Genomic DNA, 13,379 nt, shown 5'->3' with positions numbered 1-13,379 from the left:
CCGTGCCGCTAACCCTCGAGCCTAGCTGAATGCGCTCGGCTTGCTTATCAGATCAAACCACGACACGGAGAAACTGGTCGTGCTTGGCCAAGGCCTCGAGATCGAGCGTCTGCCAGCTGCGGCCGTCGGCGTCGAGCAGGCGGGGGCCGGCAAATCGAGGTCGTTGGCCGGCTGTCTCGCTGTCGGCCGGATCGGGCTGCAGCTGCTCGTCACCGCGCAAGCCCAGCAAACGGTCCACCAACAAGGCGCAGTTGGTGTTGAGCTCGGCATTGAGCGACACCATGCGCACCTGGGCCAGGTCCTGGCGCGCCTCAAGGCGAGCCGCACCGGCCTCACGCAAGCCCAGAAAAACCGCCAGATCAACGACCGTGAACAGGCCGCCGCGCAGATTGGCCACCCCAGCCAGCCAGGGCTGGGCATAAGGCAAGGCACGCATCGGCACCGGCGTGAAGATTTCCGCCGCCTGACGCAGGGACAGCAGCAAGCCGACACCGGCGCACTCCACTGCCAGCCAGCTGGCGGCCTGGATCTCTTGATCCCGCGCCGCCTGCATGCGTTGCGCGAGGCGGGTCTGCAGGTCACGCAGGGCCTGTTTGCTGGAGCTGCTACTCATTTCAGCGCTCGCATGTTCAGCCCAGGGCCTTGATCTTGGCGAGCAAGTCCTCGGCCTTGACCGGCTTGACCACGTAATCGCGCGCGCCTTGACGCATGCCCCAGACGCGATCAGTTTCCTGATTCTTGCTCGTGCACATGATCACCGGCACATGGGCAAAACGCTCATCACGGGTGATGGTGCGAGTCAGCTGAAAGCCGTTCTGACCCGGCATCACCACATCCATCAAGATCAAGTCCGGCGTTTCCTCGGCCAAGCGCTTGAGTGCCTCCTCGCCGTTTTCGGCGGTGCGCACCTGATAGCCACGCTTGACGAGCATTTCGCTCAGCACATGGAGCTCGGTCTTGGAATCATCGACCAACAGAATTTTTTGTATCGGCATTTGGCGTCCTCACGTCACCGCAGCGAGGCGATAAGCCCCGGCGACCGGACCGACCACAGGGTCGGCAAACAGAACCATCATCAACAACATCGTCAACAGCAACAAATCCGGTGCCGCGGCCTGAGTATCAGGCGCCGCGCCGGTGCGAAAGCACGGCTTTCAACAACTGATCCTTGGTGAATGGCTTGGTCAGATAGTCCTGCGAACCCACCATGCGGCCGCGCGCCTTGTCAAACAAGCCATCTTTGGACGACAGCATGATGACCGGCACGCCCGCGAACTGCGGGTTGCGCTTGATGATGGCGCAGGTCTGATAGCCGTCGAGACGCGGCATCAGGATGTCACAGAACACCAGGTCGGGCTCGTAATCACTGAGCTTGGCCAGGGCGTCGAAACCATCCTCGGCCAGCACCACCTCGTGACCACCTTGCTTGAGAAAAATCTCGGCACTGCGCCGGATGGTGTTGCTGTCATCAATGACCAGCACCTTGGCAGCGGTCGCCACGATGCCGCTTGCGCCTTGGGGAACTTGTACGTCCAAGCCTTATCTCCTCACAGCAGCACACTCATGGCCGGACAGCCATGACTCACTGCAGACGGGTGGGACAGCGCTACAGTGCGCAGCGTCAGATACGAACCATCTCGAAGTCTTCTTTGCGGGCGCCACACTCGGGGCAGGTCCAGTTCATGTCGACATTGGCCCACAGGGTACCCGGTGCAATACCGTGCTCGGGGTCACCTGCGGCTTCGTCGTAAATCCAGCCGCAGATCAGGCACATCCAGGTACTTGCTTCGCTCACGATGGGTATGGGTTTGCTATCTACAATGCGAAGATTGTAGCCACGCCGGCTTGCCCTCCCGGGCCAGCGAATCGGCAAGGATGCAACAGCTGGATTCCCCCTGTCGCGCATGCTTTCAAAGCAGGGTACACCCGAGCGTCAGGAGCCTGTTTTGCAGTGCTTGAGCACCCGCCCTCGCCGCCTGCGGCCCGCCTTTTTTGCATTTGCTTGCAATTTCTGTCCCCCGAACCCGCGCCGCACATCATGAACAAGACCGAACTCCCCAGCAGTACCGATCCGACGGCCGCCCTCGATGAGCAGGAAGCCCAGGCCCCGGCCTGCGTGCTGAGCTTCAATGCCAGCGACGCCAGTGGCGCCGGCGGCCTGGCCGGTGACATCGCCACCATCGCAGCCATGGGTGCCCATTGCCTGCCCGTGGTCAGCGCCATCGTGCTGCGCGACACGGCCGAAGTCTTCGAACACCACACCCTGGACCCGGACACCATTGCCGAGCAGGCCCGCTTGATCCTGGAAGATGTCCAGATCAGTGCCTGGAAGGTCGGCTTCCTGGGCAGCGCCGAGGGCGTCAGCGCGGTCGCGGAAGTGCTTTCGGACTACCCCGACGTGCCCCTGGTCGCCTACCTGCCCAATGTCGCCTGGCTCGACGAGGAGCAACAAGCCAGCTATCTGGACGCCTTCCGTGAGCTGGTGCTGCCGCAAACCCATGTGCTGGTCGGCAACCACAAGACCTTGAGTGATTTCCTGCTGCCCGACTGGGACGCCGACCGCCCAGCCTCGCCGCGCGAGCTGGCCGTGGCCGCCGGCCAGCACGGCACGGCCCATGTGCTGGTCACCGGCATTGCCCTGCCCAACCAGTTCGTCGACAACGTGCTGGCCACACCGGCCGGCCCAGTGACGGGCGAGAAGTTCGAGCGCTTCGAAGTCAACTTCGTCGGCGCCGGTGACACGCTCTCGGCCGGCTTGGCCGCCCTGCTCTCGGTCGGCGCCGAGATTCACTCCGCCGTCGGCGAGGCCCTGTCCTTCCTCGACCAGGCCCTGGACGGCGGCTTCCGCCCCGGCATGGGCAATGTCATTCCCGACCGCTTCTTCTGGGCCTTGCCGCCCAGCGAAGAGGAAGAAGCCGAGATGGCCGCCGAAGCGGCTGCGGCTGCGCAAGCGGGCAGCGTCACGGTCAAGCTGGATGAGGCAGCTCCGGGCCGCCCGCCGCGCCGCATGCACTGAAGTCCGCCCCCAATTGATCCTGCACGCCTAGAGGCAGCCTTTTTCCTCGGCCCTTTGTCCTGGCCCTTCAATTCATCATGTCCAAGAACCAAGAACTGTTCGAACGCGCCCAGCGCGTCATCCCTGGCGGCGTCAATTCGCCGGTGCGTGCCTTCCGCGCGGTCGGCGGCACGCCGCGCTTCATCACCCGCGGCGACGGGGCTTACATCGTCGACGCCGACGGCCAGCGCTACATCGACTACATCGGCTCCTGGGGCCCGATGATTTTGGGCCACGGCCACCCGGCCGTGCTGGAGGCCGTCACCAAGGCCGCCCGCGAAGGCTTCTCCTTCGGCGCGCCGACCGAGCGCGAGATCGAGCTGGCCGAAGAAATCCTGAAGCTGGTGCCCAGCATGGAGCAGGTACGTCTGGTGTCCTCGGGCACCGAGGCGACCATGAGCGCCATCCGCCTGGCGCGCGGCGCCACCGGCCGCAGCAAGTTCATCAAGTTCGAGGGCTGCTACCACGGCCACACCGACGCGCTGTTGGTCAAGGCAGGGTCAGGTCTTGCCACCTTCGGCCACCCGACCAGCGCCGGCGTGCCGGCCGAAGTGGCCCAGCACACCCTGGTGCTGGAGTTCAACCATCTGGCCCAGCTGGAAGAAGCCTTTGCCCTGCACGGCAAGGAGCTGGCCTGCGTCATCATCGAGCCGATCGCCGGCAATATGAATTTCGTGCGCACCCAGACGGCGTACATGAAGCGTCTGCGTGAGCTCTGCACCGAACACGGCGCCCTGCTGGTCCTGGACGAGGTGATGACCGGCTTCCGCGTCGGTCTGCACAGCGCCCAAGGCCATTACGCCAGCCTGATCCCCGGCTTCAAGCCCGATATCAGCGTCTTCGGCAAAGTCATCGGCGGCGGCATGCCCCTGGCCGCCTTCGGCGCCAGCCGCGAGATCATGAAGCACCTGGCCCCGCTGGGCGGCGTCTACCAGGCCGGCACCCTGAGCGGCAACCCGGTGGCCACCGCTTGCGGCCTGGCCACGCTGCGCGAGATCCAGAAGCCCGGTTTCTTCGAAGACCTGTCGGCCAAGACGCGTCGCCTGGTCGACGGCCTCGCAGCGGTCGCCAAGGACAATGGCGTGCCCTTCAGCGTCGATTGCCAAGGCGGCATGTTCGGCTTCTTCCTGATGGACCAGCTGCCGCAGGAATACCAGACCGTGATGACCACCGACAAGGAGCGCTTCAACCGCTTCTTCCACGCCATGCTGGACGCCGGCGTCTACCTGGCCCCGGCGCTGTACGAAGCCGGCTTTGTCTCCGCCGCCCACAGCGAGGCCGACATCCAGGCCACGCTGGACGCCGCTCGCCACGCCCTGCGCTGATCGCAGCGACCCCAGTCATGCCGCACACCGGCCGCCGCTTCACCGCGGCCATCTTTGATATGGACGGCCTGCTGCTCGATTCCGAGCGGCCCATCCGTGACGCTTGGCTGCGCCAGAGTGCGGCTGTCGGCACGCCGCTCAGCGAGGCCGACTACCTGCTGACCGTGGGCATCAACCGCTGCGACAGCCTGCGGGTGCTGGCCGACAAGCTGGGCTCGCATGCGCAAGCCGAGGCCATGTACGACGAGGTGGATCGCGAGGTTGAAGCGCAGTTTCAAGGCCAGGGCTTTGCCTTGCGCCCCGGTGCGTTGTCGCTGCTTCAGTCACTGCAAGCGCGCGGCGTACCTTGCGCAGTCGCCTCTTCCACCCGACACACCGAGGTGCTGCGGCGCCTGGGCCTCGCGGGCCTGCTGAGCTTTTTCGGCCCCATCCACGGCGGTGACCAGGTCACGCGTGGCAAGCCGCATCCCGACCTGTTCGAGCTGGCCGCCCGCAGCCTGGGCCTGGCGCCGGAGCAGACCTTGGTGTTTGAAGACTCCAGCTATGGCGCGCAAGGCGCACTGGCAGCCGGGGCCGGCGTGGTGCTGGTGCCCGACCTCAAAGCCCCCGACCCGGCGATCGCGCCGCGCTGCCTCGTGCTGAATTCGCTCGAAGCCGCCCCGCCCCTGGCCGAACAGTGGTTCACGGCCTGAGCCTGCCCCATAGTGTTCTGTTCCGTTTCTGACGATTGACGACGACCATGCACATCCACATCCTCGGCATCTGCGGCACTTTCATGGGCGGCTTGGCTGCTCTGGCGCGCGAGGCCGGCCACCGCGTCACCGGCTGCGATGCCAATGTCTACCCGCCGATGAGCGATCAGCTGCAAGCCCTGGGCATTGAGCTGACCCAAGGCTTTGGCGCGGAACAGATGGCACTGCAACCCGATGTGTTCGTGATCGGCAATGTGGTCACGCGCGGCGAGAAGTTCCCGCTGATGGAAGCCATCCTTGACGCCGGCGCCGCCTACACCAGCGGCCCTCAATGGCTGGCCGAGCATGTGCTGCAAGGCCGCCATGTGCTGGCCGTCGCCGGCACCCACGGCAAGACCAGCACCACCTCGATGCTGGCCTGGATCCTCGAACACGCCGGCCTGCAGCCGGGCTTTCTGGTCGGCGGTGTGCCGCAAAATTTCGGTGTCTCCGCCAAGCTCGGTTCGGGCCGCACGCCGAGCGCCGCCGGGCCGTCCCAAGGCGCGAACGCCCCCTCGGGGGGCAGCGAAGCGCCCGCAGGGCCGAGCGTGGGGGCTCCATTCGTCATTGAAGCCGATGAATACGACACCGCCTTCTTCGACAAGCGCAGCAAGTTTGTGCACTACCGCCCGCGCACGGCCGTGCTGAACAACCTCGAGTACGACCACGCCGACATCTTCCCCGACCTGGCCGCCATCGAAACCCAGTTCCACCACCTGGTGCGCACCGTGCCGGCCAGCGGCCGCATCGTGCTCAACGCCCGCGAAGAAGCGCTGCAGCGCGTGCTCAGCCGCGGCTGCTGGAGCGAGGTGCAGCGATTCGGGGCTCGCAAGGAAGAAAGCGGCGCCCTGCGTGCACGCGGCGAGCCTCAGGCTTTCGATGTGCTGCGTGGCAGCCTCAAGGTGGCGCGGGTCGAGTGGTCGCTGATCGGCGAGCACAACCAACTCAACGCCCTGGCCGCCATCGCCGCCGCCGAGCACCTGGGAGTGACGCCCGAGCAGAGTGCCGCCGCCCTGGCCGAGTTCAAGAATGTGCGCCGCCGCATGGAACTGCGCGGAGACGTAGCCGGCATCAAGGTCTACGACGACTTCGCCCACCACCCCACCGCGATCCGCACCACCGTGGACGGCCTGCGCCGCCGCATCGCACCGGCTGAGCGCATCCTGGCCATCTTCGAGCCGCGTTCCAACACCATGAAGCTGGGCACCATGAAGGCGCAGCTGCCCTGGGCCCTCGAAGCCGCCGACCTGAGCTTCTGCCACCAAGGCGGCCTGGACTGGGACGCGGCCGAGGCCCTGGCGCCGATGGGCGCCCAGGCCGTCGTGACGGCCAATATCGACGCATTGGTCACCGCCGTGCTCAAGGCCGCGCGCCCGGGCGATCATCTGCTGTGCATGAGCAATGGCGGTTTCGGCGGCATCCACGAGAAGCTGCTCGCGGCCCTGGCGCAGCGTTGAACTGAATATGCGGCTGCGCATGGCCTGCAGCGCCGATGTAGACGTGATGTTCCACATCCGAGCGCGCACGCGCGACAACGCGATCTCGCCGCAACGACTGGCCGAACTGGGCCTCACGCCCTCCACGCTGCGCGCGGCCTTCGATGACGGCGAGGTCTGCGGCTGGCTGGCCGTCGATGGCGACGATCAGGCGATCGGCTTTTGCAATGTGGACCCGGCCAGCGGCGAAGTGCTGGTGCTGGCCGTGCTGGCGGGCTGCGAAGGCCAAGGCCTGGGCCGCGACTTGCTGGCAGCGGCCGTGTCACATTTGCAATCGGTGGGCAGCCCCAGGCCCTGGCTGATGGCCGGCGCCGACCCGGCGCTGCGTTCGCATGGCTTCTACCGCGCTCAGGGCTGGCAACCCAGCGGCCGGCGCGATGGCCATGGCGACGAGGAGTTGTGCCTCGGCGCGGACTGAATCAGTCGCGCTTGCGAAAAGCCCACCAGCCAGCCACGGCCGTGAACAGCAGCACCAACACCGCCAGGATGGCGAAACCATGCGGATCGTCGGACAGGGGCACGCCGCCCACGTTCATGCCGAACATACCGGCCATGATGTTGATCGGCAGGGCCAACACGGTCACCACGGTCAAGGTGAAGACGCTGCGGTTGGTCTGCTCACCCACCTGGGCGGCCATTTCTTCTTGCAGCAGCTTGATGCGCTCCTGCAGCGCTGCCATATCGCGGATGACCAGGGAAAACTCCTCGGTGGCCTGGCGCAGCTCATCCAGGTCTTGTGGCACGACCCAGGGCGGCGGCAAGCGCAGCAGACGGAACAAGGCTCCCGGCTCCGGCGCCAGCAGGCGCTGCAGGCGTACCAGCACCCGGCGTAACTGGCCCAGTTCGCTGCGTTTGGCCTGCAGGCGGCCAGCCAGCAGGCTGTCTTCGATGCGGTCCACTTGCACGGTGGCGTCGCGCACGATGCGCACCAGCACATCGCCCTGGTCGCGAAACAGGTGGTTGAGCAGGGACACCGTGGAGTCGAAATGCGCACCCATCTTGACCGCCTCACGCAGCCGGTCGATGGAACGCAGCGGGTGGCTGCGCGCACTCACGGCCACCTGCGGGCTGACATTGACCCAGAGCGTGGCAATCTCGGATGGGTCGAAAGCAAACTCGTAGGCCACATCGTTGACCACGGCGATCAGGTGGTCGTCGGCATCCTCGATGCGGGTGGAGCGCGAGCCCTGGCGCAGAGTCTCGAAGAACTCGGGTGGCAGGCTCAGATGCGACTGCATCCAGGCCTGGGCCGAAGCATCGGTGAGATTGAAATGCAGCCAGATGAACTCGGGGCTGCTTGCCCGCGCGCGCGCGTCTGCCAGCCAGGCCAAAGCCTCGGCCAGGCTGAGCGGACGGCCGGCCTGACCTGGCGCCAAGACGAACCCGCAGATCAGGGCACTGTCCTGATGCGCACCAAAACTGAAACTCATACCGCCTGCCCTCCCCTGGCTCTGCTGCGGGCGCGATTGTGCGTCATGGAGATGTCAGGGCTGCTGTGGCGGGTGTCGCACCGAGCAGCCGAGGACCAGGTCAAAAAAAGGGCCGGCACCTCTCGGCGCCGGCCTGCTTCTTTCTATGCAACAGAGCGCGTCAGGTCAAGAACGCGACATCGAAGCCTTGAGGGCGCTGTTCAGCGTGTCCAGGCTTTCGGCCAAGTGAGCGCGGGTCTCAACGGTCTGCCCGCCCTTGGCCACCGCGGCGCGCAGATCGGCCACCAGGCTGTTGGCCTGCAAGCGGGCCAGGGCATAGGCATCGGCCATCTGGCCCGAGGCGCCGCCACCCTTGGTCAGGATGGTCTGCAGGCGCTTGAGATGCTCGCGCTGCAGATTGCGGCGCATGCGGTCGATCTCGCTGCCGCTCTTGAGCTCGCTCCAGATGGCGCCTTGCAAGGTGGCGTAGACCTCGTTGAGCGAGATCAGACCCTTGCGCTGGGCTTCCGGCACATAGGCCGGCATATCCATCAGGCGCAGAGCCGTGTTCTGGCTCAGCAGGCGGTCCAAAGCCACCAACTGCACCCGCGCAACCGAGGCCGGCACATTCAAGGGGCCGCCACGCTCCCATTCGTTGTAGTCGATGGTCAGGGTGGACAGGAACTCGGGCTTGAACTTGAAGCTGTCCACGCTGAACAAGCCGCTGGCCAGGAACTGCAAGGCCTCGCGCTGCTTGGCCGGCTCGACCGGCTTGAAGCTGGCACGGCCGGTGCTGCCGGGCAGGTCACGCAGGGCGTGCATGCCGCCGACATACTTGCCGACCAGCTCGGCAGAGCGGAACAGCTGGTTGAAGCCGCTCATCAGAGCGCGGCGCTGACGCAGCGGGTCGTCACCAACCTCAGGCTTGCGGTCCTGCACGCGAGTCCAGAGTTCCTTGGACAGCTTCAGGCGCTTCTTGTAATAGGCCAGCGGGTCATCACCCAGGTCGAAGCGGTTGGCCAGCGGGTCCATGCCGTCGTAAGGGCCGAAGCCTCCGGCATCGGCGTCATCGGCATACGCCAATGCCGGCTCGATGCTGCGGCTGGCGATCTTGGCCAGCTCGGCCGCTTCGTTCTCCACGCTGATGGGCTTGTAGGCGTACTCGATGGCCCAGTAGTCGTAAGCACCGAGGGTGGTGTTGTTGAAGGTGGTCGGGGCCTCGCCCTTGAGCGCCAGGTTGTAGGCGTTGTAGTCCATCACCGAGCCGGAGATGCCGTTGGCATCGGTATAGGCCTTGTCCTGCAGCTGCTTCTGGCTGATCGTGGTGGAGGCCTTGAAGTTGTGCTTCAGGCCCAGGGTGTGGCCCACCTCATGCATGATGGTGTCCTTGATGACCGCGGCCACAAAGGCTTCGGCCTCCGGGCTGTCGGGCGCCACATCGCCGCGTGCTTCCAGCACATCGAGCGCGAAATTCATCTCGGATGCCGCGTCGTGCGCATAGGTGCACAAGGCCTCGGCGGCGCCGTGGCGGTGCGCGCCCAGCGCCTGGGTCGCCTGCTGGGCCTGCTGCGCGCTGAAACCCACGTCTTCCACAATCATGCGGCGCGAACCACGCGAGAACACATCGCTCATGCCGATGTCGGCGTCGAGGATCTCACCGCTGCGCGGGTCGGCATGGCTGGGGCCGATGGCAAAGCCGACATCGGCGCCGACGAACCAGCGGATCGAGGCATGGCCGGCGTCCATATTGTCCCAATCGGCATCGTCCGGCTGCTGCTTGGCCAGCACGGCATTCTTGAAACCGATTTTCTCGAAGGCCTTGTTCCACTCGACGATGCCGGCTTCCACGGCCGGGCGGTACTTGGCCGGGATGTTCTTGTCCATCCAGTAGACGATGGGCTTGACCGGCTCGCTCAGGGCCGCGTTCGGGTCCTGCTTTTCCAGGCGCCAGCGCTTGATGTAGTGCACGCGCGCATTGGCCTTCATGTCATTGCCAAGGTCGGTGAAGGACTCCATGAAATGGCCGAGACGCGGGTCGCTCAGACGCGGGCGCAGCGGGGCCTCGGGCAAGGCCGCGAAGCTGTAGACAAAGCTGACGAACATGCTGCGCGCATCAGGCGTGGCCTGCGGCGGCGTCGGCATGGGCACCGGGCTCGGGGTCAGCGGCGGCGCTGGGATGCGCGGCGTGGCGAAATGCATGCGCGCGGTCAGGGTGCTCAGCGTGGCGTCGGCGCGGCTGGCTTCGATATGTGAGTTGGCACGGTCGGCCGCGAAAGGCAGTCGGTAAGCCGCCTCCAGACGGGTCGACAGGCCTGGGATGTCACTCAGGAACATAGCCGCATCGACCAGCACCGACTTGCGCTCCGGGTGCTCGGCGCTGGCCACCGGGCCGGCTGCCAGCAAACTGGGCGAGAAGGCCTGAGCCACGGCGGCCTTGCCGCCGCCCTCGCCGCGGAAGGCGGTGTTCAAGGCGATCAGCTGGATCTGGTTGCCGATGCGACGCCATTCGACCATCTGGTCCATGCCCATCTGGCTCGCGTAGAGACCGCGCTCTCCGACGGCATTGGCCACATTGGCGGTGAAGAGGAAGGGCTTGCCGATTTTGTCCTTGGACACTTCCAACCAGACCTTCTCGTCCTTGCGCCAGATCGGGAACAGACCGTCCTGCACCTTGGCGTCCTTGCTGACCTCGGCGAAGGGCTTGGGCGCCGTGGGATCGGCGGGCGGGCGAGCGGCACCGGGCACCGTCGCGGAGGCACCCGGCGCTGCAGCCGGCGCCGTGGCCGCAACTGCCGGGGCAGCAGCAGGGGCTGCGGCCGGTGCGGGAGCGGCGGCCTGGCCCGTCGGTGCGGTGGTGCTGGCGCAAGCGCTCAACAAGGCGACTGCGGCAGCAAGGCTGGACAACTTCAGAGCGCCCAGCGGCGAGGTCGGCGTCATGGGCGAAAACGGGGGTGTGGAGCGGCTCGTGAACATTCAGACTTCCTTGGCACGTTGCAGGTTCGAAATAGGGCCGCTGGCTCCGGGCACAGCTCGCGAAGCAGACGCGAAAGCCGACCACGGCGGCACAAAGGCGGCAACTGTGTCTTGTCATCTGCGGGCCGTCAATGGCCGCAGGCCCCGGTCGGCCGCGGGTAAGTACCAGGTCTGAGGCGACCTACACTCGCCGACATGACCCTGAACGCACGCCCTGCCCAGCGCCGCAGCCACTTGCTCTATCTGCATGGCTTCCGCTCCTCGCCGCGCTCGGCCAAGGCCTTGCGCATGCAGGCCTGGGTGGCAGAACATCGCCCCGATCTCCATTTCTCCTGCCCCCAGCTGCCGCCCTCGCCGCGTGCGGCTTTCGCACTGCTGCAAAGCCTGACGGAGGGCTGGCCGGCGGATGAATCGGCGGTCATGGGCAGTTCACTGGGCGGCTTCTACACGACAGCGCTGATTCAGACCCTGCCGCATTGGCGCGCTGTCGTCATCAACCCCGCAGTGGATCCAGCCCGCGACCTGGCCGCCTACATCGGCGAGCAAAGCTGCTGGCAAGACCCGACCGAACGCTTCTTTTTTCAAGCGGATTTCGTCGATGAGCTGCACGCCCTGATGCCGGAACAGCTCTTGAACCCGGAACGCTGCCTGGCCGTGGTGGCCAAGGGTGACGAACTGCTGGACTGGCGGGAGATGCAGACCCGCTACATCGAAGGCCCGATCCGCCTGCTGGAGGGCAGCGACCATGGTCTCAGTGATTTTGACGAGCACTTGACGGAATTGACCGCATTTCTGCAGCTCTGACGCCGTACTTACACTGACCATTGATATCAAGCCGATAATGGATACTCGAGAATGTTGCGGGAAGTGTGCACAAGGCTCGTCGTATTTGGAGACAATGCTGCGGCGCCCGAAGCAGACACCCTCTGCCCAGGCGGCAGCGAACTCAGCCCCCCGAGCCGAATGTGAGAGTGTGAGGAAGTAGTACTTTGCAAGGCGACACCATCATCGGCGTGACATTCGAGTCACCGCACAAGCTGCAATCGCTGCTGCCCGAATTGCTGCAGAGCGAAGCCGTGGGCAAAGGCCTGGAGATCAACCAGCGCCTGTTCAAGATCCGCAATGCCGATTCTTCCGGCCGTCGCAGCTCCGCCAGCGTGCTGATCCAGCGTCGCTATGCCTCCCGGGGATACATCGCCAGCGACCTGCCCGAAGAAGCGGAACCGCAACGCATCACCTTGATGGCCAGCGATGCTGAAGTCATCATCGGCACCATCACCATTGGCTTCGATTCCCCGGCCGGCCTCAACGTGGACGAAACCTTCGGCCCCGAGACCGACGCATTGCGTGCAGAGCGTCGCAATATCTGCGAATTCACCAAGCTGGCGGTGGACAACGTTTCCAAGTCCAAGCGTGTGCTGGCTTCGCTGTTTCACGTGGCCTACATCTACGCCCACCGCTTGATGGGCTTCGACAGCCTGCTGATCGAAGTCAACCCTCGCCACGTTCGTTTTTACGAGGCCATGCTGGGTTTCAAGGTCCTGACCGGCCAGCGGCAGAACCCGCGTGTCAATGCACCGGCGGTGCTGATGTGCCTGGACTTCAGCTATGTGCAGGAGCAAATCGCCACCCTGGGCGGCCAACCCGAGAAGTCACTGGAAGTGCGCTCGCTCTACCCCTATTTCCTGTCGATTGCCGAAGAAGCCAATATCGTCGGCCGTCTGAGCCGCGCCCACCAGGACATCGAGAGCCTGCGCGCGGCCACCAGCAAAGACGACTACCCAGACCTCGAAGGCGACACGGTCACCGGCGAGTTCCTCTGATCCTGAAACGGGAAGCCATAGCGGCTGCAAGTGCAGCTGCTGACTGGCAGGTCACGGCACATAGCGGAAGTTCGATGGCTGGGTTTGTCGCGCTGCGGTGACTCGGCCCGCCGCCGTGCTCATGGTGCCCGGGTCGGCTCTGCGAGCCGACTCCCCTCGGTGCTCACTGCGTGGCTCAGCGGCGCCAAACTCCCTCCGTTCGCTGCGCTCACTGTGGTCAAACAGTGGCGCCGAGTCAGTGCTTGAAGCGCGCTTGAAGCAAGCTTCGGCGCGCGCCTGAGCCGCTCCGCTGCGCTCTCGGCCGCGCACAAATCGCCCGTCGTCAGGCCGAGCCACCTCCGAAGGTGGCGTGTTCCACCGTCGAGGGGCAGATCGAGCGCGATGCAAGTGCCCTGCAGTCCGGGCTGCCGCTGGGCGATTTGTGAAGGGCTGAGCAGCGCAGCGGCTCGAAGCGCGCGCGTACCCGCGCGCTTCAAGTTCTGACTTGGCGCGTCTGTTTGAACGAAACGAACGGAGTGAGTGAAGAGAGTTATGCGCCAGCCCCGAGGCGCGAGCAGCGCAAGGCAG

The 13,379-nt window shown here is 65.4% G+C and carries 13 protein-coding genes; 7 read left to right on the top strand and 6 right to left on the bottom strand.

Annotated features, from left to right (window positions below):
• Positions 1 to 52: 52 nt before the first annotated feature.
• From LNV23_RS14175 to LNV23_RS14160, 4 genes are all read right to left on the bottom strand, one after another.
• Positions 53 to 613 carry a chemotaxis protein CheW gene (locus tag LNV23_RS14175; RefSeq protein WP_263563559.1) on the bottom strand — a complete coding sequence of 187 codons (561 nt, stop codon included), beginning with the start codon at positions 611 to 613 and terminating at the stop codon, positions 53 to 55.
• A 16-nt stretch (positions 614 to 629) separates the two neighbouring features.
• Complete coding sequence (locus tag LNV23_RS14170; RefSeq protein ID WP_263517038.1) at positions 630 to 995, bottom strand: response regulator; 366 nt, start codon at positions 993 to 995, stop codon at positions 630 to 632.
• Between the two features lie 127 nt (positions 996 to 1,122).
• A complete protein-coding gene (locus LNV23_RS14165; RefSeq protein ID WP_318023236.1) occupies positions 1,123 to 1,536 on the bottom strand; it encodes a response regulator in 414 nt (137 codons plus the stop codon).
• A gap of 85 nt (positions 1,537 to 1,621) precedes the next feature.
• Positions 1,622 to 1,774, bottom strand: a complete 153-nt coding sequence (locus tag LNV23_RS14160) for a rubredoxin (protein ID WP_263517171.1) — start codon at positions 1,772 to 1,774, stop codon at positions 1,622 to 1,624.
• Positions 1,775 to 2,038: 264 nt separating this feature from the next.
• On the opposite strand from LNV23_RS14160, the gene thiD reads away from it, so the two are divergent.
• The 5 genes from thiD to LNV23_RS14135 all read left to right on the top strand — a co-directional run bounded on the left by thiD (position 2,039) and on the right by LNV23_RS14135 (position 7,025).
• Positions 2,039 to 3,016, top strand: coding sequence for a bifunctional hydroxymethylpyrimidine kinase/phosphomethylpyrimidine kinase (thiD, locus tag LNV23_RS14155; RefSeq protein ID WP_263563558.1), 978 nt, complete (start codon positions 2,039 to 2,041; stop codon positions 3,014 to 3,016).
• Positions 3,017 to 3,093: 77 nt separating this feature from the next.
• The gene (hemL, locus tag LNV23_RS14150) at positions 3,094 to 4,380 is read left to right on the top strand and encodes a glutamate-1-semialdehyde 2,1-aminomutase (protein ID WP_263563557.1); all 1,287 of its coding nucleotides are present in this window, start codon (positions 3,094 to 3,096) and stop codon (positions 4,378 to 4,380) included.
• A gap of 17 nt (positions 4,381 to 4,397) precedes the next feature.
• Entirely contained in the window at positions 4,398 to 5,072 is a 675-nt protein-coding gene (locus tag LNV23_RS14145; RefSeq protein ID WP_263563556.1) for an HAD family hydrolase, read from the top strand.
• A 47-nt stretch (positions 5,073 to 5,119) separates the two neighbouring features.
• Complete coding sequence (gene mpl / locus LNV23_RS14140; RefSeq protein ID WP_263563555.1) at positions 5,120 to 6,568, top strand: UDP-N-acetylmuramate:L-alanyl-gamma-D-glutamyl-meso-diaminopimelate ligase; 1,449 nt, start codon at positions 5,120 to 5,122, stop codon at positions 6,566 to 6,568.
• 19 nt (positions 6,569 to 6,587) lie between these two features.
• Positions 6,588 to 7,025: a GNAT family N-acetyltransferase gene (locus LNV23_RS14135; RefSeq protein ID WP_263563554.1), complete on the top strand. Its 438-nt coding sequence runs from the start codon at positions 6,588 to 6,590 to the stop codon at positions 7,023 to 7,025.
• Between the two features lies 1 nt (position 7,026).
• Here LNV23_RS14135 and LNV23_RS14130 read toward each other — a convergent pair whose 3' ends face one another.
• Positions 7,027 to 8,037: a transporter gene (locus tag LNV23_RS14130; RefSeq protein ID WP_263563553.1), complete on the bottom strand. Its 1,011-nt coding sequence runs from the start codon at positions 8,035 to 8,037 to the stop codon at positions 7,027 to 7,029.
• Positions 8,038 to 8,202: 165 nt separating this feature from the next.
• Positions 8,203 to 10,989 carry a zinc-dependent metalloprotease gene (locus LNV23_RS14125; protein ID WP_263563552.1) on the bottom strand — a complete coding sequence of 929 codons (2,787 nt, stop codon included), beginning with the start codon at positions 10,987 to 10,989 and terminating at the stop codon, positions 8,203 to 8,205.
• 195 nt (positions 10,990 to 11,184) lie between these two features.
• On the opposite strand from LNV23_RS14125, the gene LNV23_RS14120 reads away from it, so the two are divergent.
• Together LNV23_RS14120 and LNV23_RS14115 are read left to right on the top strand one after the other, a co-directional pair.
• Positions 11,185 to 11,793, top strand: a complete 609-nt coding sequence (locus LNV23_RS14120) for a YqiA/YcfP family alpha/beta fold hydrolase (protein WP_263563551.1) — start codon at positions 11,185 to 11,187, stop codon at positions 11,791 to 11,793.
• 185 nt (positions 11,794 to 11,978) lie between these two features.
• Complete coding sequence (locus LNV23_RS14115; RefSeq protein WP_263563550.1) at positions 11,979 to 12,812, top strand: N-acyl amino acid synthase FeeM domain-containing protein; 834 nt, start codon at positions 11,979 to 11,981, stop codon at positions 12,810 to 12,812.
• The last annotated feature ends 567 nt before the right edge of the window (positions 12,813 to 13,379 follow it).

Origin of the sequence: Kinneretia sp. DJ1R-11 (assembly GCF_025717595.1) — a bacterium.
In the GTDB taxonomy this organism is placed as follows: domain Bacteria; phylum Pseudomonadota; class Gammaproteobacteria; order Burkholderiales; family Burkholderiaceae_C; genus Paucibacter_A.
This window is presented reverse-complemented; position numbering and strand designations above follow the sequence as displayed.

Bases quoted from the DNA above. Each gene is read 5' to 3' on its own strand.
- LNV23_RS14175 (WP_263563559.1), bottom strand. From the start codon at position 613: ATGAGTAGCAGCTCCAGCAAACAGGCCCTGCGTGACCTGCAGACCCGC.
- LNV23_RS14170 (WP_263517038.1), bottom strand. From the start codon at position 995: ATGCCGATACAAAAAATTCTGTTGGTCGATGATTCCAAGACCGAGCTC.
- LNV23_RS14160 (WP_263517171.1), bottom strand. From the start codon at position 1,774: ATGTGCCTGATCTGCGGCTGGATTTACGACGAAGCCGCAGGTGACCCC.
- thiD (WP_263563558.1), top strand. From the start codon at position 2,039: ATGAACAAGACCGAACTCCCCAGCAGTACCGATCCGACGGCCGCCCTC.
- hemL (WP_263563557.1), top strand. From the start codon at position 3,094: ATGTCCAAGAACCAAGAACTGTTCGAACGCGCCCAGCGCGTCATCCCT.
- LNV23_RS14145 (WP_263563556.1), top strand. From the start codon at position 4,398: ATGCCGCACACCGGCCGCCGCTTCACCGCGGCCATCTTTGATATGGAC.
- mpl (WP_263563555.1), top strand. From the start codon at position 5,120: ATGCACATCCACATCCTCGGCATCTGCGGCACTTTCATGGGCGGCTTG.
- LNV23_RS14135 (WP_263563554.1), top strand. From the start codon at position 6,588: ATGGCCTGCAGCGCCGATGTAGACGTGATGTTCCACATCCGAGCGCGC.
- LNV23_RS14130 (WP_263563553.1), bottom strand. From the start codon at position 8,037: ATGAGTTTCAGTTTTGGTGCGCATCAGGACAGTGCCCTGATCTGCGGG.
- LNV23_RS14125 (WP_263563552.1), bottom strand. From the start codon at position 10,989: ATGTTCACGAGCCGCTCCACACCCCCGTTTTCGCCCATGACGCCGACC.
- LNV23_RS14120 (WP_263563551.1), top strand. From the start codon at position 11,185: ATGACCCTGAACGCACGCCCTGCCCAGCGCCGCAGCCACTTGCTCTAT.